Origin of the sequence: Conexibacter sp. S30A1, assembly GCF_023330665.1 — a bacterium.
Classification (GTDB): Bacteria; Actinomycetota; Thermoleophilia; order Solirubrobacterales; family Solirubrobacteraceae; genus Palsa-465.
The window spans coordinates 406,894-428,198 of the sequence record NZ_CP097127.1 but is presented as its reverse complement, the minus strand read 5'-3'; the positions used below and the strand labels follow the sequence as shown (position 1 = coordinate 428,198).

Annotated in this window: 21 protein-coding genes and 2 pseudogenes; 13 read left to right on the top strand and 10 right to left on the bottom strand. The window is 65.9% G+C overall.

Annotation, left to right across the window (positions count from 1 at the left end):
• Nucleotides 1-123: 123 nt before the first annotated feature.
• On the top strand, nt 124-519 hold the full coding sequence (locus M3M54_RS02135; RefSeq protein WP_249020545.1) for a hypothetical protein: 396 nt from the start codon (nt 124-126) through the stop codon (nt 517-519).
• A 47-nt stretch (nt 520-566) separates the two neighbouring features.
• On the opposite strand, the gene rpiA is transcribed toward M3M54_RS02135, so the two are convergent.
• The 4 genes from rpiA to ilvD all read right to left on the bottom strand — a co-directional run bounded on the left by rpiA (nt 567) and on the right by ilvD (nt 5,302).
• Nucleotides 567-1,277 (bottom strand): ribose 5-phosphate isomerase A, encoded by a 711-nt coding sequence (gene rpiA / locus M3M54_RS02130; protein ID WP_249020544.1) that lies wholly within the window; start codon nt 1,275-1,277, stop codon nt 567-569.
• Nucleotides 1,278-1,344: 67 nt separating this feature from the next.
• Nucleotides 1,345-2,151, bottom strand: coding sequence for a GGDEF domain-containing protein (locus M3M54_RS02125; protein ID WP_249020543.1), 807 nt, complete (start codon nt 2,149-2,151; stop codon nt 1,345-1,347).
• A 46-nt stretch (nt 2,152-2,197) separates the two neighbouring features.
• Complete coding sequence (locus tag M3M54_RS02120) at nt 2,198-3,376, bottom strand: MFS transporter (protein ID WP_249020542.1); 1,179 nt, start codon at nt 3,374-3,376, stop codon at nt 2,198-2,200.
• A 36-nt stretch (nt 3,377-3,412) separates the two neighbouring features.
• A complete protein-coding gene (gene ilvD, locus M3M54_RS02115; RefSeq protein ID WP_249020541.1) occupies nt 3,413-5,302 on the bottom strand; it encodes a dihydroxy-acid dehydratase in 1,890 nt (629 codons plus the stop codon).
• A gap of 174 nt (nt 5,303-5,476) precedes the next feature.
• On the opposite strand from ilvD, the gene M3M54_RS02110 reads away from it, so the two are divergent.
• The 4 genes and pseudogenes from M3M54_RS02110 (at nt 5,477) to M3M54_RS02100 (ending at nt 6,558) form a co-directional block, all read left to right on the top strand.
• Nucleotides 5,477-5,680, top strand: coding sequence for a heavy-metal-associated domain-containing protein (locus M3M54_RS02110; protein WP_249020540.1), 204 nt, complete (start codon nt 5,477-5,479; stop codon nt 5,678-5,680).
• Nucleotides 5,680-5,790 (top strand): annotated as a pseudogene (locus M3M54_RS16865) (cation transporter); the annotation flags it as partial. The gene M3M54_RS02110 and the pseudogene M3M54_RS16865, both read left to right, overlap by 1 nt.
• Nucleotides 5,791-5,873: 83 nt before the next feature.
• Nucleotides 5,874-6,356, top strand: a complete 483-nt coding sequence (locus tag M3M54_RS02105) for an HAD-IC family P-type ATPase (protein WP_249020539.1) — start codon at nt 5,874-5,876, stop codon at nt 6,354-6,356.
• The gene (locus M3M54_RS02100) at nt 6,349-6,558 is read left to right on the top strand and encodes a metal-sensing transcriptional repressor (protein ID WP_249020538.1); all 210 of its coding nucleotides are present in this window, start codon (nt 6,349-6,351) and stop codon (nt 6,556-6,558) included. The genes M3M54_RS02105 and M3M54_RS02100 overlap by 8 nt, the downstream gene beginning before the upstream one ends.
• A 65-nt stretch (nt 6,559-6,623) precedes the next feature.
• Here M3M54_RS02100 and M3M54_RS02095 read toward each other — a convergent pair whose 3' ends face one another.
• The 3 genes and pseudogenes from M3M54_RS02095 to M3M54_RS16860 form a co-directional block, all read right to left on the bottom strand.
• Nucleotides 6,624-8,462, bottom strand: a complete 1,839-nt coding sequence (locus tag M3M54_RS02095; RefSeq protein WP_249020537.1) for a coagulation factor 5/8 type domain-containing protein — start codon at nt 8,460-8,462, stop codon at nt 6,624-6,626.
• A 684-nt stretch (nt 8,463-9,146) separates the two neighbouring features.
• Nucleotides 9,147-9,521 carry a hypothetical protein gene (locus tag M3M54_RS02090; protein WP_249020536.1) on the bottom strand — a complete coding sequence of 125 codons (375 nt, stop codon included), beginning with the start codon at nt 9,519-9,521 and terminating at the stop codon, nt 9,147-9,149.
• A 322-nt stretch (nt 9,522-9,843) separates the two neighbouring features.
• Nucleotides 9,844-10,092: pseudogene (locus tag M3M54_RS16860) on the bottom strand (YdeI/OmpD-associated family protein); the annotation flags it as partial.
• Between the two features lie 135 nt (nt 10,093-10,227).
• Between M3M54_RS16860 and M3M54_RS02085 the strand changes: the two are divergent.
• The 7 genes from M3M54_RS02085 (at nt 10,228) to M3M54_RS02065 (ending at nt 14,926) form a co-directional block, all read left to right on the top strand.
• Nucleotides 10,228-10,548 carry a YbjQ family protein gene (locus tag M3M54_RS02085; RefSeq protein ID WP_249020535.1) on the top strand — a complete coding sequence of 107 codons (321 nt, stop codon included), beginning with the start codon at nt 10,228-10,230 and terminating at the stop codon, nt 10,546-10,548.
• A 166-nt stretch (nt 10,549-10,714) separates the two neighbouring features.
• On the top strand, nt 10,715-10,966 hold the full coding sequence (locus M3M54_RS02080) for a ribbon-helix-helix domain-containing protein (RefSeq protein WP_249021739.1): 252 nt from the start codon (nt 10,715-10,717) through the stop codon (nt 10,964-10,966).
• 20 nt (nt 10,967-10,986) lie between these two features.
• Nucleotides 10,987-11,205, top strand: a complete 219-nt coding sequence (locus M3M54_RS16855) for a toxin (protein ID WP_371878635.1) — start codon at nt 10,987-10,989, stop codon at nt 11,203-11,205.
• Nucleotides 11,206-11,346: 141 nt separating this feature from the next.
• A complete protein-coding gene (locus M3M54_RS02075) occupies nt 11,347-11,898 on the top strand; it encodes a GNAT family N-acetyltransferase (RefSeq protein WP_249020534.1) in 552 nt (183 codons plus the stop codon).
• A gap of 1,081 nt (nt 11,899-12,979) precedes the next feature.
• On the top strand, nt 12,980-14,350 hold the full coding sequence (locus M3M54_RS02070) for an MFS transporter (RefSeq protein ID WP_249020533.1): 1,371 nt from the start codon (nt 12,980-12,982) through the stop codon (nt 14,348-14,350).
• Nucleotides 14,347-14,718, top strand: coding sequence for a type II toxin-antitoxin system HicA family toxin (locus tag M3M54_RS16850; RefSeq protein WP_371878611.1), 372 nt, complete (start codon nt 14,347-14,349; stop codon nt 14,716-14,718). Before M3M54_RS02070 ends, M3M54_RS16850 begins: the two co-directional genes overlap by 4 nt.
• A gap of 61 nt (nt 14,719-14,779) precedes the next feature.
• On the top strand, nt 14,780-14,926 hold the full coding sequence (locus tag M3M54_RS02065) for a type II toxin-antitoxin system HicB family antitoxin (RefSeq protein WP_249020532.1): 147 nt from the start codon (nt 14,780-14,782) through the stop codon (nt 14,924-14,926).
• Between the two features lie 330 nt (nt 14,927-15,256).
• Here the strand turns inward: M3M54_RS02065 and M3M54_RS02060 are convergent, their stop codons facing one another.
• Nucleotides 15,257-16,060 (bottom strand): DUF4232 domain-containing protein, encoded by an 804-nt coding sequence (locus M3M54_RS02060; RefSeq protein ID WP_249020531.1) that lies wholly within the window; start codon nt 16,058-16,060, stop codon nt 15,257-15,259.
• A gap of 131 nt (nt 16,061-16,191) precedes the next feature.
• Here M3M54_RS02060 and M3M54_RS02055 point away from each other — a divergent pair, with 131 nt between their 5' ends.
• The gene (locus tag M3M54_RS02055; protein ID WP_249020530.1) at nt 16,192-16,569 is read left to right on the top strand and encodes a hypothetical protein; all 378 of its coding nucleotides are present in this window, start codon (nt 16,192-16,194) and stop codon (nt 16,567-16,569) included.
• 481 nt (nt 16,570-17,050) lie between these two features.
• Here M3M54_RS02055 and M3M54_RS02050 read toward each other — a convergent pair whose 3' ends face one another.
• Nucleotides 17,051-18,343 carry a tyrosine-type recombinase/integrase gene (locus tag M3M54_RS02050; RefSeq protein ID WP_249020529.1) on the bottom strand — a complete coding sequence of 431 codons (1,293 nt, stop codon included), beginning with the start codon at nt 18,341-18,343 and terminating at the stop codon, nt 17,051-17,053.
• 889 nt (nt 18,344-19,232) lie between these two features.
• Nucleotides 19,233-20,015, bottom strand: coding sequence for a hypothetical protein (locus M3M54_RS02045; protein WP_249020528.1), 783 nt, complete (start codon nt 20,013-20,015; stop codon nt 19,233-19,235).
• Between the last annotated feature and the right edge of the window lie 1,290 nt (nt 20,016-21,305).

Below are 21,305 nucleotides of genomic sequence, written 5' to 3'. Positions count from 1 at the left end.
GTACCCTCCCGGCCGGATCGCTGAGCGAACCAGTTTGCCTGCACCGGGAGCGCTGACGGTCGAGCTGACCAGGCGCAACGCCCCAGACGGCGAGCGGAGATCACAGCCGATAGGGTTCTGCAGATGCCATCGCCGCGCTTTCGCTTCGTCTGCGCCCCCTCTGCACTGGCCGGTGTTTCCTCCGAGTGGAGCCGGGACATGCTGGCCGAAGGCGAACTGGCGCTGCTCGGCTCCGAAGGCCTCGAAGCGATCGACCGGGTCGCCCACGACCTCGGCCAGCGCGCGATCCTGCTGCTGCGCTCCGAATCGGATCCGGTGGGCCAGGAAGAAACGGTCATGGCCTATGCGCAGTCGCTGCCGTTGGTATGGGTCGCGCCTGCCTTCGGCCAGAGGACCCGCCGTTGGGCTGCTGAGCGCGGGCCGATGACCCTGCTGACAACGTCTGCGGGCGGTCTCGACGCCGAGGAGCAGCAGCGGATCGACCGGTTTCTGGCGATCCTGTCCCGTCAGTCCGAGTAGCGCGCTAGGCGCGCGGGCCGCGACCCCACCCGGCTCTGCAGCACCGCTCAGGCCAACTCGAAGCTGTAGCCCTCAAACAGCCCTGTCTCGATCACCCCGGAGACCTGCTTCAACTCGGCGTGCAGCCCCGACGGTATCTCATCAAACCACGCGTCGATCACAAGGTTGCCCCACTCGGTGATCACAGGACCGTCCTTGCCGGCGGCCAGCCTCAGGCCCCAGCGTGCACACCCCTGAGCCGCAAGCGCCCGTCCGACCAGGTCCACCGCATGCCGGTGCACCTCCACAGGTACTGGAAAGTTCTCTCCGAGTCGCTGCACCAGCTTGCTCGGATCGATCGCCAGATACATGCGCCGGCAGGTGGCCCACAGGATCTTCTCCATGAACATGGCGCCTCCGCGTCCCTTCAGCAAGCGGTCCTGCGGGTCGATCTCGTCGGCGCCGTCGACCCCCCAGTCCGGCTGTACCGAGCCGAGCGGCAGGGTCCGCAGGCCGAGCCTGGCGGCCGCCGCCTGCGTCTCGTAGGAACTCGTCACGACCTGCACCTGAAGCGACTCCTCGCGGACCCGCGCGCCGATCGCCCACAGCGACAGATAGCTTGCCGAGCCTGACCCGATCCCAACCAGTGCACCATCCTCGACACGCCCAGCGATCCGGCGAGCGACCTCCTGCTTGGCCTCCAGGTTCGACACCTGCTCAGGCCAGTGCAGCGCCTCTGAGGCGTAGAGCGCGCTGAGATCGTCGCTGCCAGCAGACACGGTGAAGGCACACCTTAGCGCCCACCGCCTTCCGGCACCCACAGCGTCATCCGCCCCCTACAGCGGCTCAGGCGGCTCGCCGTCGCGCGCCGCCGAGCAACCGGCGTTTGGCAGCGAGCAGACGCTCATCCGCGCGCTCGATCAACGCCTCGATCGTCGTTCCGTCGTCAGGGAAGACCGCGGCACCGAGGCTGGCCCGCAGCTCGTCGTTGCCGGCCGACGCGTTGGCCACCGCAGCGCTGATCTTGCCAGTCAGCGCCTCCGCGACAGCCGTCTCGGGCGCCAGCACGCAGAACTCGTCGCCCCCGAACCGCGCCACGGTGTCCTGCGTGCGCAGCGCTCGCACCAGCTGGTCTGCGACCGCCCTCAGCATCTCGTCACCGGCGGCGTGACCGAAGCGGTCATTGAGCGGCTTGAAGCCGTCAAGGTCGATCATCACCACGGTGAAGCGCCGCGCCGAGCGACGGTGACGCGCGATCTCGTGGGCTGCCACCGAGAGCAGCATGCGCCGGTTTGCGATACCGGTCAGCGCGTCGCTGAACGCGGCCTGCTCAAGCGTCTCACGCTCTCGGCGCAGCCTTCCCAAGCCGTGCTGGACGACGAGCACGCTCGCGAGCGGCACGACCACGACCATCCACACGGGGGGCAGCGAGCCGGCGGGCGCGAGCACCAGCACCGCGCCGGCGGCGAGCGCCACAACAGGCGCGGTGAGCGCCACAGCCGCCACCGCCGAATCCGCCTCTGCAGCGATCAACAACGCACCCGGGAGCACGATCCAGAAGCCCTCGCTGACAGAGGTGAGACCGGCCAGCAGCGCGAGCACCAACCCGACCAAACCAGCCCGAATCAACCCATCTCGAATCAACCCATCCATCGCCGGAGCAGTTTGCTACCGGCGCCGGACGATGCAGCGGCGCAGCCTAGGCGTTCTCACCGGCCTCGGCACCGAAGCGTCCGCGAAACCGCACTGCGCCCACAGCGGCCAGCCCGGCAGCGGCGAGCGCCAGCCCGAACGGTGCATGCACACCGGCCGGGGCGATCAGGAAGCCCGCCAACGCTGAGCCGCCCGCCACCCCGGCGACCAGCCCCGAGAGCGTCCAGCCGAAGGCTTCGTGTTCGCTGCCGGGAATCACAACGTGACCTACCAGCGAGTTCATGCACGAGAGCGCGGGGGCAATCGCAAGGCCTGCAATCAGGCTCGCTATCGCCGCCACGCCCAGTGACCCTGCGAGCGTGAGCGGCACGATCGAGACGCAGTTGAGCGCCAGCAGCGCGGCGTAGCGCGAGCCAAGCGGAGCGCCCGAGCGTGCCCGGCTGTAGGTGATGCCGCCCAGCATGCTGCCCAGACTCCAGAGCGCCAGCAGGTAGCCGGTCGCGGCGCGTGAGTGCTCGTGCAGCGCCAGCGATGGGATACCGACCTCGACGCCGCCGAGCGCGACCCCCATCAGTGAAACCGGTATGAGCAGCCAGCGCAGATCCACGCTGGCGAGCGCTGAGCCGCCTTCATGGGCCAGCAGACCGTGCTGATCGCCGAGACCGAGCAGCGGCGAGGTCATGAACAGCAGACTGCCGGCCAGGACCACAGCGGCGAGCATCGCCATCGCGAACTCCGCCGAGACCAGGGTCACCGCAAGCGTCGCCGCCAACGGTCCGACGATCCAGATCGTCTCCTGCGAAATCGCCTCAATCGCGTAGGCGGTCTCACGCACCGCATGCCGCTCGTAGAGCTCGCCGAACAGTGCCCGCACGACAGGGGCGATCGGTGGTACCGACGCGCCCACGAGCGCGGCGCAGGCGACCAGCACCGCCGCGCCCAGGTGCGCGCGGGCAGCCAGCGCGAGCGCAATGAATGCACATGCCTGCAGTACCGCCGCGGGACCGACCACAAGCCTACGCCCGACCCGGTCAACCAGCCGACCGAGCAGCGGCCCGCACGTCGCTGCAGCGAGCGCACTGGCTCCCACGGCCGCGCCGGCAGCCGCGTAGGAGTCGGTCGCCTGTCGCACCAGCAGCAGCGTGGCAAGCGAGGTCATGCCCTGGGGCATCCTGCCCACGAGCCCGGTCCCGATCAGGCGCGCAGCACCTGCGCGCGCCAGCACAGCGCGATATTCGGCGGCCACGGAGGACTTACGGCGTCAAGCGCGCAGCGGGTCGGACGCGGCGGCCGCGGCCGCCGCGCGCTCCACGGCGCTCACGTCACGCACAGCACCGGTGTCTGCGGAGGTGGCCATCGCCGCGTAAGCACGAAGCGCCGGGGAGACGACACGCTCACGCAGGTGCGGCAGGTAGCCGGCACCCGCCTCCGCCAGCTCACGTCTGGCCTGAAGCTCCTCATCTGAGACCTCGAGCGTCAGCCGGCGAGCGGGGATGTCAATCGTGATCGTGTCGCCCTGCTCGACGAGCGCAAGCGTTCCACCGGCCGCTGCCTCCGGTGAGACATGGCAGATCGACAGCCCGGACGTGCCGCCCGAGAAGCGCCCGTCGGTGATCAGCGCACAGGCCTTGCCAAGACCCTTGGCCTTCAGGTAGGAGGTCGGGTAGAGCATCTCCTGCATGCCCGGCCCGCCACGCGGGCCCTCGTAGCGGATCACGACCACGTCGCCCGCCGCCACCCGCCCGCCGAGGATCGCATCCACCGCGTCCTCCTGGGACTCGACCACGAACGCCGGCCCGCTGAAGTGCCACAGCTCCTCCTCGACGCCGGCCGTCTTGACGATCGCGCCGCGCGTCGCCACGTTGCCGTAGAGCACCGCCAAGCCTCCCTCCTGCGAGTAGGGGTGGGCGACATCACGGATGCAGCCGGTGACCGGGTCTGTGTCGAGCGTCTCCCAACGCTCCGACTGCGAGAAGGCACTTGCGGAGCGCCGGCACCCGGGCGCCGCGTGGAACAGCTCGATTGCCGCCTCGCTCGGCGACCCGCCACGGATGTCCCAGGCGCGCAGCCACTCGTCGAGGGCCGGAGAGTGCACCGTATGCACCGACTCGTCCAGCAGCCCGCCGCGCCACAGCTCCCCCAGGATCGCCGGGATGCCGCCGGCGCGATGCACATCCTCCATCAGATAGGCCGAGCTTGGCGCAACCTTGCACAGACACGGAATGCGCCTTGAGATCTCGTCGATGTCGCGCAGCGTGAAGTCGAGCTCAGCCTCCTGCGCGGCGGCCAGAATGTGCAGCACCGTGTTGGTCGAGCCGCCCATCGCAATGTCGAGCGTGATCGCGTTGGCGAACGCCTCGCGGCTTGCGACGGCGCGCGGCAGCACGGCGTGATCGTCCTGGTCGTAGTAACGGTGGCAGAGCTCGACGACGAGCTCGCCGGCGCGCTCGTAGAGCCCGCGGCGCGCGGTGTGCGTGGCGAGCGTCGAGCCGTTCCCCGGCAGGCTCAGGCCCAGCGCCTCGGTCAGGCAGTTCATCGAGTTGGCGGTGAACATCCCCGAGCACGAACCACAGGTGGGACAGGCCTGCTCCTCGATCAGCGCCACATCCTGGTCTGACACACGGTCATCGGCGGCGTCGACCATCGCCGTGATCAGGTTGAGGCCCTTGCGCACAGTTCCGTCGACGAGCACCGCCTGGCCACCCTCCATCGGCCCGCCGGAGACGAACACTGTCGGGATGTTCAGCCGCAGCGCGGCGTTCAGCATGCCGGGCGTGATCTTGTCGCAGTTGGAGATGCACACCAGCGCGTCGGCGCAGTGCGCGTTGACCATGTACTCGACGCTGTCTGAGATCAGCTCGCGAGACGGCAGCGAGTAGAGCATTCCGCCGTGGCCCATGGCGATCCCGTCGTCGACGGCGATCGTGTTGAACTCGCGCGGGATCCCACCCGCCCGCTTGACCGCCTCGGCGACGATCTGTCCGACCGGCGCGAGGTGCGTGTGGCCGGGAACAAACTGGGTGTAGGAGTTGGCGACGGCGATGATCGGCTTGCCGAAGTCTTCGCGTGCGACCCCGGCGGCTCGCAGCAGCGCGCGCGCCCCGGCCATGTTGCGCCCGCGTGTGACGGTGTTTGACCTGAGCTCTGGCATGCACAGAGCCTACCGCGCATCAGCGTTGTCACTCCTGATGCCGGCGCCGGCCCGCTGGCCGGCGCCCCGTCCGGGCCCGGACCCCGCCCACAACCGTGCACCGGCGCCTCTCGCATATACACCTGGGGGGTATATTCTTGGTCGCAGCGCACGCCACGACAAAGGAGCAGCGAAATGACCGAGCAAGCAAGTTACCTGGTCCCGGGAATGACCTGCGAGCACTGCCGACAAGCCGTCAGCAGCGAGATCTCCAAGCTGCCGGGCGTCGAGTCAGTCCTGGTCGATCTGGAGAGCAAGCGCGTTGAGGTCAGCGGACATGAGCTGGACGATGCGGCGCTGCGGGCGGCGATCGACGAGGCGGGTTACGAGGCGGCCTGATGGCAACCGCCGTCCGCGAGGAGGCGCCCGAGCACGCCACGCTGGCGATTGACGCGATGACCTGCGCGTCCTGCGCGACGAGGATCGAGCGGCGGTTGAACCCGCTCGACGGGGTCAGCGCGACCGTCAACTTCGCCTCGGAGCAGGCCGAGGTCAACTTCGACGCCGGGCGTGTCTCGCTGCCGGCCGGGGTGTGCGCCGAGGCGACGCGCCAGGCGGCCGCGGGCGCGACCGTCGTCGCCGTCGCCTGGGATGGCCGCGCCCGCGGGCTGATCGCAGCGGCGGACACCGTCAAGCCGGACGCCGCGGCAGCCGTCTGCGCACTGCGGGAGTTGGCGCTCGCACCGGCGCTTTCACCGGCGACAACCAGGCTGCGGCGCAGGCGGTGGCAGCGCGGGTCGGGATCACACGCGTGCTCGCCGGCGTGCTGCCGGAGAACAAGGCGGCGGAGGTCGCAAAGCTCCAGGCCCGCGGCGAGGTGGTGGCGATGGTCGGCGACAGCATCAACGACGCACCCGCGATTGCCCAGGCCGACCTCGGCCTGGCGATCGGCACCGGGTCGGACGTCGCGATCGAGACGGCCGCCATCGCGCTCGTGTGCGGCGACCCGCTGGCCGCCGCCGACGCGATCCTGCTGGCGCGGCGCTTCACGCCGCGAGGGGCATCCCTTGCCTGAGGCTGAAAACACAAGTTCCGCGCCTGCCGGCCACGGCTACGCAGCCGACAAGCAGGCGCTCGAGTCGGTCGCCCTGCGGATCCTCGACGACCACGTCAACCACTGCGTCGCAAACGCCCTGGCATCAGGCGACCCGGACATCGCCAACGAGAAGACGCGCGAGCTGCTCGACGCGGTCAAGCGCTTCAACGCCAGCCGCTGAGCCTGATGGCTGACCCCGTGGGGCGTCCCGGCGGTGCAGCGGCACCGCCGGGACAGCCTTGAGCCCTAGGGGTAGGTCGTCACGTCGACGGGCACATCGGCGTTGGCCGCGGTGGACGAGCCGCCCACGCCGTTGATCACGTTGTCGATCCCGCCATAGCCGCTGGTGGCGTTCAGGAACACCGTGAGCAGACTGTGGAACTGGACGCCGGCCGTGTCGGGCGCGACGAACGCGTCGCTCGCCTGGATCGGGATGCCGAGGTCGAAGAACGAGTAGCTGCCCATGCCGTAGCCCTGGAAGGTCTTCACCCAGGGAGCCACGGCAAACGCCGGGTAGCCATCGAAGGTCGGCGAGGCCATCCAGGCCGCCTGGCTCGGCGGGTCATAGGGCATCTCGTTCTGGAAGAAGACATCCTCGCCGTTCTGCCCGTTCCAGATGACCTCGGTCTTCTGGAAGTGCTCGACCGCCAGGCCGTAGGCGTAGACGTCGTTGCCGTTGACGATCACACCGGTGTTTGAGGTGTTCTGCGTCCAGCCCACGCCGGCGCCGTGGTCGGCCCGCCAGGCCCAGATGTCATCGAGGATCGTGTTGCTGTCGTTGACGACCATCGCTGTTGTCGCCATACCCGGCTCGGCGCCGCCGATCCGGAAGAACACGTCCTGGACGAGCGTCGGATCGTTGGGGTCGGCCAGACCCGGGTGGCCTCCGAACATGTCGAAGCGGCCCTGCCCACCCAACTGCAGCAGCACGGGCGAGTTGACCGGGCCGGCGTCAAAGATCATGCCCGAGAGCTTGATCCCCGGCACCGAGGCGGTCTGCATCGCGACGTTGCCGTTCTGCGGAATCAGAGTCGCGAAGCCGAGCCCCATCACGATCGTGTTGGGGTGATCGACCCGGATCGTCTGCGGCAGGTCGTAGACGCCCGGGGTGAGCAGCAGGTTGCTGCCCATCATTAGCGCGCGGTTGATCTGCCACACCGGCGTGCTCGGGCTTGCAACGAAGAAGCTCGAGATCGGCAGCGAGTAGCCGGCCTGCGAGCCTGACTGGTATGAGGGCCCGACCGAGTTGCGCTGTAGCGCCGGCACGAACACGCGCATGTTGCCGCTCGAGTCGGTGTAGAGGTAGGGCTCCTCCTGGCTGACGGGCGTCGATGCGAGGGTCGTGTACTGACCCGTGCCGCCGGTCACAGGCTGCCCGAAGTTGGTGGCCGGTGCGCCGTTGTCACCCATGAACACCTGGTTCCAGACGGGGTTGGTCCAGTTGTCGATGTTGCTGTTGCGGGTGAAGTACTGCTGCTGGCCGCAGTTGCAGATGATCCCGCCGTTGAACTCGTCGTTGGCCAAGTAACCGCCGCTGACGAAGCCCTGCCCGCAGTAGTCCTGAAGGAACAGGTTGCCGTTGACGATCACGCTGCGCATCGGGTCGGCCTGCGAGACCGCCCAGAAGTCGGCGCTGTTCAGGCACGATGCGGACTCTCCCGGATTCGGGGCGTAGGATGGCGGGCTCGCGGGCAGATGGACGTTGATCTCGAGATTCGAGAGCGAGCGCCAGAAGTTGTCGGTGCCCTCGCAGACGACCTTTTTTGGGCCGACGTTTGAGCACTGGTTGAAGACGTCCACGGCGCCGTTGATCACGACATCGCTCGGCTGCGCCCCAAGGCCCGCGACCTCGGTGTAGAAGCCGACCTGGAAGACCAGCGGGTCCGCCGCCGAGCCGTATGTCCCCGGCTCGAAGAAGATCGCGTAGCGCTGGGGGCCGAACTGGTTTGGCACCTGCTGGGTGGATATCGCGTTGAGCTCTGACTGGATGCTCGCCTGCGACATCGACGGGTTGAAGATGATCACGTTGGAACCCAGGTTCGGGTTGGCGTTGCTCATCGTGTGGCGGTAGCCGTGTCCATGCATGGGCGCAGCTGACGCTGCAGCCGGCGCTGAACAGAGCACCATGCAAGCCAGGGCCACGAGTGGCCTATTCCACTTCACGCTCTCCTCCTTCGTCGGACCGTGACGGTTGTGCTTCCGGGCTTCTCACGCTCGGACCAGGCGAACTTATCACCTTTCGCATACATAAGGTCGCTGCAAATATGATGAAACGCGTTGCAGAAAACGAGCTTCTTGCTGAAACGCGTTACAGCCCGGTGAGCGATCCGATGTACCGCCCAACGTGGAGCCGAGCCGCAAACCGGCGCGGAGCCCACCACTGCTCATGCCGGAGCTACGGTGAGCGAGTCCTCGAACACCAAAACCCCCGTAGAGGCCGGGGGTTTTGGCAGTACCGCTACCGGGATTCGCATGCGCAAGGCGACGCGACAGCGGCGGTGTTCTGCCTGCGAACCGACTAGTTTTCCGGTCGCCTGCGCATTGACAAGATGGGTCCGATGCAGGCCGACGCAGGCCGCAAACCCCGGACCTGCACCACTCTAGGAGCGGCAAGGCTGTCGACCGCGCTCTCGGGCGTTCGCGTGCACGTCACAAGGCATCACGCTTGACGCGCGTTGTTGGCGACCGCGTTCGTGGCAACCCGATCTTCCCGGCAAGCACCGTCAGATAAGTGCTTCTGGCTCAATGCAGAACGCTGCCAGCCAGAGGTCAGGCGTCTGAAGCGGGCTTTCCTTCGCCGGTGGCACGGAGTCTGAGCGAGTGCTCCTGCTCAAGCTGGATCGAATCGGGTTTTGGACTACCCCAGTGACTCTCTTGCAGCGATTGGCTCAGGCGCGGGTCGCGCATGTTCCCTTCGAGCACGTCGATCGTTGCCAGGCACATAGCGCGTGTGCCTCCCATGCTGCCGCCAAGTAGCTCCAGGGCGTCCTGGGACCACGCGTAATAGGCAGCCAGTTCGCCGATGCGATCCAGCTCGCCGTCCGTGATGGTCAGCACGCGCTCGGCGAGAGCCGCCTCCCCGTATTGAGGGAGAACGGAGTGCGCCAGCTGCTCACGGGTCGCTTGAATGCGAGGAGACGGCATCTGCGAACCGTATCCGCAAAAGTCGAGGTTCGCTGCTGGATCGGGCTTGACGCAATCGCACGGGTCTCGGGCTCGCGATCGCTGTGCCACGGATGCAGTCGCCCGAAAGAAGGCATCAGAAATGCTCCCGTTGTTGGCAACCGCGTTCCTGGTCAAGCGCTAGCGATGACTCGATTCCCTGCTACGAGTCCTGTCCGGGCAAAGAAATCGCCGTCGTCGGAGGCGCCGTATGTCGCCGTTGCGCTAGTTCCGGTTGGCCTGTCGCCAGCTTGGAAGCGATCCTCACGATTGGCCGCGTGCTAGCCGGTGGGCGGGTGCGGCGTCGGCTCATTCCTTCCCCAAGCTCCGCTTGGGTTCCTCGGCTGCCTCGCCGGCGGGTGGTCGTCCGCTTCGTGTCTTTGACCCAGCAGATGAACTTGTTGCGAGCCAGCGGCGTGATGTTGTTGTGAGCCTCAAGCGCTTGAGCGTCACTGACCAGCGCGGCATGCAGGTCGGCGGGGAGCTGATCAACAACACCGCCGGTGCTGTGACATCGGCCACACGCGGATACTGGAGGCCATGCGGCACCGATCAAGGTTTTCCGGTCAAGCGACCGCTGGCAGTCGTGGCCAGGCATCCAGGAACTTGCCGTGAGATCCGGTCGTGTCGGCCCCAGGCGCTCGCTCGCTGCTCACACGCGGCGCTGATGCTCGGATAGGGTTGGCGCATGCTGATTTCAACGATGAACGATCTACCAGGCTACGAGGTCACAGAGGTGCTCGGCGAGGTGTTCGGACTGATGGTCCGCAGCCGCAACGTCGGGTCCCAGCTCGGCGCCGGCTTGAAATCGCTGGCTGGCGGCGAGCTCAAAGGCATGACCAAGAATCTGGTTGACAGCCGCACAGAGGTACAGGCCCGCATGGTCGCAGAGGCGCAGAGCAAGGGAGCCGACGCAGTTCTGGCGATGCGGTTTGATACCTCCGAGATGGGCGGCAACTGGACCGAAGTGTGTGCCTATGGAACGGCGGTCAGGATCCGCAAACTCTGAACAACGGCGGGGTCCGCTCGCGCACGGCCGCGGCCCCGCCCGCAGGCAAGTTGCGTCACGGCCGCGGGTTGTCGCCAAAGCGCTCGTCTGGGGCCGAGGGTGGTGGTCTGAAAGCAGTCGTCGCGCCGACACCCACGGCTGTATTACAATATTTGTTGTGGACGACATGATCAACGGCGAGCCCGTCACTGAAGAACAGATCCGGGCTTGGCAGCAACAGGCGCGGGAAGGCCTCGATGTCGAGGGTCTGAGCCGCCGCGGACGTCCACGCCTCGGCAAGGCCGGCGAGAGCCCCGTCATCCCGGTGCGAATGGACACGGAACTGCTTGAAGCGCTAACCAAACGCGCTGAGCACGACGGGGTGAGCCGCTCCCAAGCGATCCGCGACGCCGTCCGCGCCTGGATCCACGCGGCGTAGTGCGCATCCACCAGTAGGCTCTGAGCCACGGGATCGAAGCCGACGACGCGATCTACGCCGCCGAGAACTGGGTCTTCGCAGCCCCACAGAACGACGACAGCCCGATGCCAGAGTTCCGGCTCGGCTTCGACCCACACGGAAGGCTGCTTGAACTCGTCGTACTCGTCTTCGACAGCGGCAATCAGATGCTGATTCATGCCATGAAGGCACGCAAGCAGTACCTCGCGCTCCTGCCGTAGAAGCCGCCGTGCCGCTTCGCTCCAAAGCGACACTTCGTCGCCAAGGCGATCGTGAGCGGCGTCGCGAACCTGATGCGGATGCGATAGCCGGTCGTGCTCGTAGCCACGTCTCCCCTATCGCCTGGAAATAGGCTCTTCTGTGTGATCGAGTTGCGGCCTCTCCTCCCCAACGACCTGCCGTTGGTCGCTGGCTGGCTGCGGGAGCAGCATGTCGCCCGCTGGTGGCTGAGTGGCACTACTGCGGCGGCCGAACTGGAGAAGATCAAGGCTCGCGTGGCCCAGCCGTCCGGGGACGCGACCCATTTGCTGATGGTTGTTGAACGAGGCGGCTCTGAGCTGGAGATCGGTGCTCCGGGCGGGTGGTGTCAGTGGTACCCCTACGACGCCTACCCGGCGGAAGCCAAGGCGATCGGCGCACGCCCGGGTGATTGCGGCATTGACTACGCGATTGGTGACCCGACTGCAACGGGACGCGGTCTTGGAAAGGCATTGATCGCCGTGCTGGTGGGCGAAGTGCGCCGGCACCATCCCGGGTGTGGGGTGATCGTGGACCCCAATGCCAAGAACGTGGCCTCGCGCTGGGTGCTCGAACGCAACGGCTTCACGCTCATCAGCGTCCAGGCGGTCGTAACCGAACCGACCGATGAGCCGGTCGCGATCTATCGCCTCAGCGCACCCGACTGCACAGCCTGATCATCAGCGCCTCGTCGTCGCCTTTGCACGAGTCCGGAAGCCTGGCCGCGTCGAGTAAGAGCAATCTGGTCGAACGATCTGTACGGCAAGAGTGTTACCGGGAATACTCGTGGCATGGTGAAGGTAATGACCTCGCTGCCCGACGACCTCCTCGCACGGGTCGACGCACAAGCCAACGCTCACGGCAGCACCCGCAGCGCCACCATCCGGCAGCTGGCAGAAGTCGGGCTCGGTGAACGTCAGCGACGACTGGGCGAACAGATGGCAGCGCTTGAAGGAACCGCTCAGGGGCATGGCGGGACCTCGCTCAGGGATCTCAAAGCCGGCCGGACTCGATCGCCAAACGCACGCCGCGGTGGATCAACTCCTGGGGATACTTCCTTCCCGAGGGCCAAAACCCTCGCGCAAAAGCCTCCGTCAAACCCAGGACAGCTCACATCGTCCGGGACGAGTTTCACGGCGATTGGAACTACACCAGCCAACCATCACACACGCCGCAGTAATTAGTTCGTGAGTCCTTAGCGGGGCGCGCACTGTTGAGAGCTAACTCGTCGCGAATGCGGCGTGGGAGACCGAAAAGGTACATGCGCACCCCGGAGGGCGTCAGTACTTCAACCGTCTCTTCGCCCGTCCTACATCAACGATGACGCGCATTTGGCGGCATACCGGCGATGGGGCGGTGCTCGGATTGCAAGGACGTGCGTCATGGCATCGGGAGTCTGTCGGCGTCTCTCCAAGCCGATGCGCGGACCGAGTTACTCTGAATCTGGCCGACAGGATAATTAGGCCATACTCGTCGGCGTGGGTCAATCCGAGAACATCACCGGTGACGCTGCGGCCACACGCGGGTATCTTCGTGCAGGCGAACACGCGAGGCGCCGTGTGGCGTCTCGGCGCGCAGAGTCGCGGTACCGGCGCCCAGTCCGCCGCGTTAGACGTGGTGGTCCGACGATGGCTCAAGAAAGCTGGGTTGATCGCGTTCGTGGACGTATCAATGGAGCGACTTGGTTCTCTCAGGCTGGGCACGAAGCAGGAACGGCGGGCGAGAATCACGATTCACCAGCGCTGGGGCTAGCGTAGCGTGCTCACGTGGCGCTTTAGACACGCGCGTAGAGCTAGAGCCGAACCTTCGACGGCACTAGCGCCGTTTAGATACCGTCAGTTTCGCTGGCTGTGGGCAGGACAGGCGATCTCAACGGTTGGGGGTCTGTTTTACACGATTGCGCTGCCTTGGTACGTCCTTGCCGACCACGGCGGAACGGTTCTGCTCGGCACGCTGTTGGCCTGTTACGGTGTGCCACGTCTCGCGGGAATCGCGATTGGCGGTGCGCTCAGCGACCGCCTCCATCCCTGGAGCGTGATGCTTGCCAGCGACCTCGCCAGGGCGGTGCTGACAGGGCTTTTCGCTACTGTTGCCGCGACGCTGCCACCACGCCCCATGACACTGATCCCGTTGGCGGCAGTGTTGGGCTTGGCATCCGGCGTGTTCACGCCGGCCGCCAGGTCAATAGTTCCGTCGCTGCTTCCAGACGGCGAGCTCCAGGCAGGTAACGCGCTGCTCGCTGGCGCACAGCAGAGCGCCATTTTTGTTGCGCCGCTGGCCGCCGGCTTGGTCGTCGCCAGCGTTGGCACGAGTTTTGCGTTCGCTGTCGACGCGGCGTCGTTTGTCGCGTCCGCCGTGTCTTTGGCCGGCGTCCACTCAATGCACCGCGAGCAGGAACTCACGCGCCGGCCTGCACCTGCTCAAGCGTCTCTTCAACCCCCAGAGAACTGTGAGCCTGCGTTGAAGATAGCGGAGCACTGGGCGGATGGGCCGGATACCCCTACGACACTGCGGCGGACACTCGCTCGCGAGCGGGGCCTGTTGATCTTCCTGATCATCGTGTTTGCTGGCAACATGGGTGAGGGAGCAGTAGGCGATGTCGCGTTGCCAGCCCTTGCGCACGGACCGTTGCACGAGGGTGCATTCGGTTACGGTGTCCTAGTCGCCTCGCTCGGCGCTGGCGGCATCCTCGGAACGCTCGTCGCTGCCCGCCTAGCCACACCAAGGCGTCCCGCCACGGTAAGCTCGACACTCTTCTTGATCGCCAGTACCTGCCTAGCAGCAGTGCCGTACCTAGGCGGCGCGGGCGCGGCAGGAGTGATGCTGTTCCTGTTTGGCGGGCTGCTTGGCCTCGGAAACACCATCGAGATCACCATGCTCCAACGCTGGACTCCGCCTCGGCTACTGGGCCGAGTCATGAGCGCCGCAACGCTCGCGCAGGGCGGCTTCTATCCGCTGTCCGTACTTTTGGGTGGTGTAATCGTGCATGCAGCCGGCCCATCGATCGTCTTCTTGGCTGCCGGCACGCTGATCGCGCTCTCGACCAGCTACGCACTCACCCAGCCAGCGTGGCGTAACTTCGCTGCCGGTAGCGCGGTAGTGACAAACAGCGGAAAAGACAACGAGTGAACGTTCGCGGTAGGGACGGGACTTCGCTGCTCGGAGTTCGGCCCGCCCCCGCACAGATCCCAGCGTGCACTGCTTGCGCACCGCGCTCCTCTCTTGGATTCTGGCGATGTTCGGTGCCTGCGGCTCAGCGCGAGCCGTGTCCGGATCGGCGCGTACGGTCTGGATGGGTGCCGAAGAAGTACCGAGAGGTTCGTGCCGCGCTGCAGGAAGCCGGCTGGAAGGTTGTCCACGAGCGTGGCTCGCACGAGGTATGGGCGCATCCGCAACGACCCGAACGGATCGTCGTTGCGGGTAAGGGCAGTGCAACGGTACCGGTTAGAACGCTCGGTAGCATCAGGAAGGCAACCGGCTTGGAGCATTTGCGTTGAGCGAGTACGTGGTCATCTACGAGCAGGCCGAGGACGGCGAGAGGGGGCTTACCTCCCAGACGTGCCTGGGGTCGTAGCGCTTGGCGCGACGCGCGAGGAGGTAGCGGCTGGCATCGAGGAGGCTCTGGCCGCCTACGCCGAGGATCTCTCAGAACGCGGTCTCGGCTTGCCGGCGCCCCACCACATCGCTGGCACCGTAGCCGCTTAGTCCCTGAGGGGCCAGGGGCGCCGGACGCCACCTGAGCATTGCCTTTCGCGTTCACCGTCGACAACACGCCAAGCTTGCGCTTCGGCGGCGTAGAAGCACTCTGCAGCCTCGGGGCCCGACGATCCCTTTGCCCAGACAGGACTCGTGGCAGGACGTCGAGTCGTCGCTATCGCTTTGCCACGGATGCAGCCGCCCGAAAGAAGGCATCGGAAATGCTTCCGTTGTTGGCGACCGCGTTCGTGGCAAAGCACTCGTGCCAGCCGGTCCGAGCCGAAGATGAAGGCCCTCACCTCGCGACCGCCGGGCACTCGGCCGTGCTGAATGCAGCGGCTATGGCGTTGTGAAGCCCGGAGCCATCTTGAATTCGCCACCCACGATCGCCGACGCGGAAGCGGCCGGAGGGCAGCGCGCGTGAACGACACACTCGCCGGTGAACACCAAGAATGAGGCATGCGCGCCGGGGTTAAGCGTGATCTGCGAGCCGGAATGGGGAATCACCCGGGGGCGGCCGTGCAGGCCGGACAGCTTTGGAACACCGCCGAGACTGCACGGTCGTGAATTGATGTTGGTCAGGATCCCCTCTGCATAAGCCCCAGGCATCCCGATATCAAGAAAACGGGAGTGGAATCGAAGGTCGGCGACGGTGCAACGGGCTGCGTGTGAGACGGAGCGCGGGAGCTTCGACACGATGCCGGGGTTGATCGCAGAGACGATGAGCTGCTGGCCAGTTTTCAGAGCAGGGGTGAGCTCAAGGTAGGCTGCGCCCGCGATCCCATGGAGCGTGATCGCGAGCAGCTTGGCGCTAGCGACCGGAATTCCATAGGGTGCCAATTCCTGCAACCAGAAGGATGCGGTCTGGCCGTGGTGCAGGGTCACGGCTCCAGTATTGCCGCTGCTCACCTGCGGCGGCGTGTAGACCGGGTTCCCGTTCTGATAGACAAGCGCCAGCCTGGGAACGCCCGACAGTCGGCACGTCGCCGTGCCGCGATCCATGAGCGCGATCGCCATGTGCCCGATAGCAGACTTCTCGATCGATGCGTGAAAGGCTCGCACCGTCAGCTCGCCCGCGCGACACGGTCTCCCCATGCTGGTCCGCTGCTGGGTGCTCCCGCAACCAGCCACGGCGGCGGCCATCGCCAGAATCGCTACGACGGAAGTGATGCGCGGTATCGGCATGAGCCTCAATCAGAGCTGGCCCCAGATTATCATTGCCTGCATTGCTTGAAACGACGCCGATGTGACGCCCACACTGAATCCTTTGCGCGTTGACAGCCGCAGAGGCATCGACGATCGCGTTTGATATGGCCAGCGGCATGACTTCGCGATCATCACGCCACGGATGCGGTCGCCCGAAAGAAGGCATCGGAAATGCTTCCGTTGTTGGCGACCGTGTTCGTGCCAGAGCGATTATGGGACTGAGTAACGCCCGGCTATCGCCTTTACCTTGCGTGATCGCTTACTACCAGATCGGGATCACGAGGTTCACAGTAAGCGTGCGGCCGCGCCTGAGGCGGATCATCTTCATCGCCCATTCACCAATCAGCCTGGTCTCCACCGTATACATGCCGGAACCCGGGTACAGCAGCGAAAAGCTTCTCAGTCTCGGCCCGACGCTACCCGAATGCTCCGCGGTGACCAAGTGACCACGCAGGTCGAGCAGGGCGACTTGTACGAATCCGACGACTCGGCACCGGTTCGAAGGTCCCCCACACTCCTCAACCCGGCCATTGACCTTCGCGCAGCCCGACGCGCAGTACGGCGTCGAAATGGGCTTCAGCCCAGAGTTCGACGTTGTAGTCGTCTTTGCGCTTCCTCCGCAACCAGCGACAGCCGCGGCACACAGAGGTGGAAGCAAAGCTGCAGTCAGAGCCCTCGCCGATCTACGCATACGACCATCCTACGTCGCAGGGCGGCAGGTGTCACACCCGCACATTCGTCACCCGAAAGCACTCGTGCGGTCTGGCCGACCGGCGTGATCGCTAAGCCACGGATGCAGTCGCCCGAAAGAAGGCATCAGAAATGCTTCTAATGACCGAGATCGTCGAAGGGCCATCTGGGCCCAACCGGCGGCTGTTCGATATCAGCCCGGTAGGCGACCATGAGGATTACGGTTAGCTGCAGCGGCTAGGCGGCGCGGCGGCGGTTTCGCTCCACCCCGAGGTCGACCAGTTTTGCGGTCGGCCGGTGAACAGGAGGGATGCGCGCGATGCACGCCGCTGCAGCCTCGTCGATGCCGAGCTTTTCGCGGGCCAGCTCGATCTGGCGCTTAACGGGCGTGCGCGGCAGGCCCATCTGGGCAGTAACGATGTGCCGGTAAGTCCGTCGCTGGGTGTCGATCGTGTGCCCCATCCTTGCGGCGAGCTGGTCCTCGCGCAGGTCTCTGCCTTCCGCCTGGGCAATGACCGAAACGATGCTGTGGCGCAGGTCATACGGGGTGAGTGCCAGGATGCGCCGTGTGCTGACGACGTCGTCGAGCCCAGCGACGGCTTCGCTCTTTGCCCGGTTGAAATGACGCTCACGCCAGTTGCGGTGCGTCCACTCGCTCACCTCGCCATCGTCGTCACCCAGGATGAAGTCGTCGGGCCCGAGTCCGGCCAACTCGATGAATGTTGCGATGTCCTGCATCACCGGTGGCCAGAGGCCCACGAACCTGGCCGGGGAGTGTGTCTTGTTATCGCCCTCACGGAGCTCTCCGGCGAGCACATCCTCGACCCAGAGTCCGCCTTGATCGAAGTTGATGTGACGGACCCTGAGCGCCACTAGTTCGGACGGCCTCAGTCCGCCGTAGCCAGCGAGCGACACTGCGAGTGCGTTACGCAAAGCGTCGAGCGCGCAGAACCGGCCGTATGGCTGGCGGTTGAGCATCGCCAGGCGGATGCGTTCCAGATCCTCTGGTGTCGCGGGATTGATCGGGCGCGGGGGACTCTTCTTGGGTCTGCGTACACCCTTGACTCCGTTTTCCTGGATGTACCCGCCCTCTTTGGCGGCGGTCAGGGCAGCGGAGAGCACGTCCATCGCTTCGCCGACCCGATGAGCTGTAAATCCGTCATCGAGCGCCTGCTCGCGAAAGCGTGCAACGCGCGGGCTAGTCAGCGAATACAGCGGAACGTTCTGCAGGTACGGTGCGAGCACACCGTTTATCGCTCGCTGGTAGGAGCGGCGGGTCTCGGGGGTCCAGCGGTCATAGCCCTGCTTCCACCAGATCAACAGCCATGCCCCGAGCTTTGTGCTCTTTGAACGGGCGATCACGGCGTCAGGGCTGAAGCCCTCCATTCCGTCGTCTCCGCGCAGCGGTGCCTCAAAGGCTTCGGCTTCGGCCTGGGTCGCGAATCCGCACTTAGAGCGCTGCTTTCCGAAGATGGTCCAGGTGGCGCGCCAGAACTCGGTACCGGTGCGCGTGGCGTACCGTGAAGCCATCAGCGCTCACCCACGCCTACGAGGCTCACCTTGGCCGGGCGGCGGGCCCGTCCTGGGTGAGGAGCCGAGTTCAGGGCTGTTGCGGACGTGCACTCCAGCTCGCGTGGCTGCGGTGCGTCTGCGGCGACAGAGCGCCTCTCGAACAACGTCGCAGCGTGGCAGCGGAAGATGCGGTACGGCTTACTAGGCGCGCCATCCTTACGGCGTCCCATCGCGATGGCAGGAAGCTCGCCGCTGCGGATGGCATCAAGCACACCGGAGTAACTGATGCCGAGCGCATCCGCGAACTTCTCGGGGGTCATATGCACGCACTGGTGAAAGGCATACAGCTCGTTTGCGGCGGCTTGGGCAGGAGTCACCACCTGTGAATACAGGACCACCGGCGAACAGACCCGGCTTTTCGCGTATGTCCTCAGACGGGCGTAATCACACCGTCCCCGTGACCGGTGACCGAGCTCAAACGACCAGCGGACCGGCGAGCCGCCGGCCCTGAGCGAGCCATCGGAAACGCGGGTCAGGACTCCAGGCAGAGGCGGCCCTGGCCCTGTTCGGTCATTTCGATGAGCGCGACGAGCCTCCCGGTCGGTTCGTCGTAGAGGACCGTCACAATCAGGGGGCAGATCGCTGTCCTCCTGCCCGATCTGAACCAAGTGGCCATGGAACACGCTGAGGCCGAGGTCGCGTGCGGTCACCCGCTCCTCAAGCAGGTGGCCGAGCCGGTTGCCAAGCGGCTCGACACGGTTGAGGTTGCGAAGGAAAGGGCGGGCACGGTCACGCGCCGACGGACCGGCCGGTTCGCCCGGCCCGCCGCCAGCGTCGCGCCTGGTGCCAAGCACGCTTGCGAACGGCGCGTCATGAGCGTCTGTCTCGTCGCGGGATCTGGGGAAGCTCACTGGAGTTCGTCCCCGGTGCGGTCGAGCACCTCGAAGCGGTGGGCCAGATGGATGCCGTAGGCGATCAGCGCAGCGGCGAACCTCTGCACGGGCTTGCGCTCGCGGCGGTTCCGCCGAACCTCGCGCACGTCCTCGGCGGCGATATCCGGGCTACCGAGCAACCAGTCGGCCTCCGTGGCGATGTACTCCTCCACCGTCTCCGACAACGGGATCGGACGCAGCCCGTTCCCGACGGTCAGCAGACGCCACTCGTCTGTCTCATGCTCCACGAGGCAGCCAACGGTCGCGCACTCATCCAGCCCGTCCGGCCACCAAAGCTCGGCCGCCCGCCGTGTCCCGCCATCGGATGAGATCAGCGTGAGGGCGGTGCCGTGCAGGAGAAAGTCCCAGAGCCGGTCAACGATCTCAGCGGAGCTGAACCCGCAACAGCCGAGACCCTGTTCCGCCCGCAGCGCGCGTTCAACCGCAGTCATGCTGCTCGACCAGAGGACGCGAAACCCGGTCGAAGCGTTCACCTGCACCACACGCAGACGATCGACGACCGTCACATCCGCATCCATACGCCGGTAAAAGTCGAGGATCGCTGCCTCGCGATAATCGAAGCTCGCCAGCACCGTTTCGGTCTCTGCGTCGACGATCACCGTCTGATGCCCCCAACTTGACGCCTTGGGCTGATCCCAGTCCGGATGCCGGCGCACAGCCGCAAGGAACTCGTCGACCGTGGCATTGTCCTGGTCCATCGCCTCACCGTTCGGCTGCGTCTGCTCCTGGCCGCTCAAGCCAACTCCCGGTAGTACCGGTTGGTCCCGCACAGGGGGTCACGCAAGGGCTGATAGAAGAGCGAACCGCCACACCCATCGTCGAGGTCGAGGATCAATCGCGGGCCTGACACCAGCGGAGAGAAACATGCCGTCAGCATGCAGAGCGTTCCGGAGACACCGGCGTTCCCGTGCGCCGCGCCCTCAATCCACCACGCCTGCGCAGACGACGCCAGTCCTAGCTGCCGCAACGCAGCTGCGGACTGCGAAGCGCAGTTGTGCCCGCACCCAAGTTGCTCGTCGTACAGTTGCCACACCGATTCACAGGCGTGTATGCGGTTTGTTGTCATTCGCTCTCCTGGTGCCGTGTGAAGGTGCGCAGAGCCGAGGCGCGAGTCCAACGCCGTCAAGCTCTACATGCATACGTGCGGTGCTTCTCGGCACCACACGCATCACTCGTACACGTCAACCAGAACCCGCCGGAAAGATCAAGTCCACTGCGCAAGGCTTCCGGTCCCACGGCCAGTCGATCGTCAACTGGCCGGCTAGACGCCGCAATGACGGCGCCTTACGATCCGCCCCCCATGAGATCCAAGCTCCGCCGGACCGGCTCCCGTAGGCATCCTGCGATCAGTGCGGCCAACCGGGATCGCATGTCGTCCGATTTCAAGTCCGCCCTCCGGGCGGCAACGGTCTGCTCGTGGTCGCCTCGCAGGTTCGCGACGGCCACCCCGGGTTTCCCGGGTTTCCCGTGTTTCCCGGGATTCCCGGGATTCCCGTACCCGGTAGTCCTCTTAACGGGATTCCTCTAGTCCGCCCAACCCGCCCCACCACCTGAGTTTGACCCCCAGCACGCGTCTTATCCCAGCTTTTACGCAGCCGCTCCCAGCCTTCTTGACATGCAGACTGCCAGCGACCGGTTCACGGCCGCACCGACGATCAGGGGGCTGGTGCCCCCCATGACTCTCGCTCCCGTTGTGCATGTCGTGTGGAGACGCGCTCAGGACCCGGGCCTGAGCGCGGAAAAAGCCGCGCGAGCGATAGCGGAGACCGTGGTCCTTCAGCGGCAACCAACACGAGCCGAGCCGTCTCCTCTCGCCCACCGTGACACTGGACGCAACCCTACCGCGAGCGATGGTGCGCTGCCTGTAAACGTCCCGCATCACCGGGTAGTGGGGTTCGAGCTGGAGGTCGGCGCGGGACAGGTACGACTCGTCCGTGACGACGGTGTCGTACTGACCGGAGGAACTCTCGTGCGCGCCGACGGCCCAGGCATGGTCGACGGTATGAGCACCGCAAGCCCACAGCCAC

Coding starts and splice junctions, on each gene's coding strand:
- M3M54_RS02135 (WP_249020545.1), top strand. CDS start 124: ATGCCATCGCCGCGCTTTCGCTTCGTCTGCGCCCCCTCTGCACTGGCC.
- M3M54_RS02125 (WP_249020543.1), bottom strand. CDS start 2,151: ATGGATGGGTTGATTCGAGATGGGTTGATTCGGGCTGGTTTGGTCGGG.
- ilvD (WP_249020541.1), bottom strand. CDS start 5,302: ATGCCAGAGCTCAGGTCAAACACCGTCACACGCGGGCGCAACATGGCC.
- M3M54_RS02110 (WP_249020540.1), top strand. CDS start 5,477: ATGACCGAGCAAGCAAGTTACCTGGTCCCGGGAATGACCTGCGAGCAC.
- M3M54_RS02095 (WP_249020537.1), bottom strand. CDS start 8,462: ATGCATGGACACGGCTACCGCCACACGATGAGCAACGCCAACCCGAAC.
- M3M54_RS02090 (WP_249020536.1), bottom strand. CDS start 9,521: ATGCCGTCTCCTCGCATTCAAGCGACCCGTGAGCAGCTGGCGCACTCC.
- M3M54_RS02085 (WP_249020535.1), top strand. CDS start 10,228: ATGCTGATTTCAACGATGAACGATCTACCAGGCTACGAGGTCACAGAG.
- M3M54_RS02080 (WP_249021739.1), top strand. CDS start 10,715: ATGATCAACGGCGAGCCCGTCACTGAAGAACAGATCCGGGCTTGGCAG.
- M3M54_RS02060 (WP_249020531.1), bottom strand. CDS start 16,060: ATGGCCGCCGCCGTGGCTGGTTGCGGGAGCACCCAGCAGCGGACCAGC.
- M3M54_RS02050 (WP_249020529.1), bottom strand. CDS start 18,343: ATGGCTTCACGGTACGCCACGCGCACCGGTACCGAGTTCTGGCGCGCC.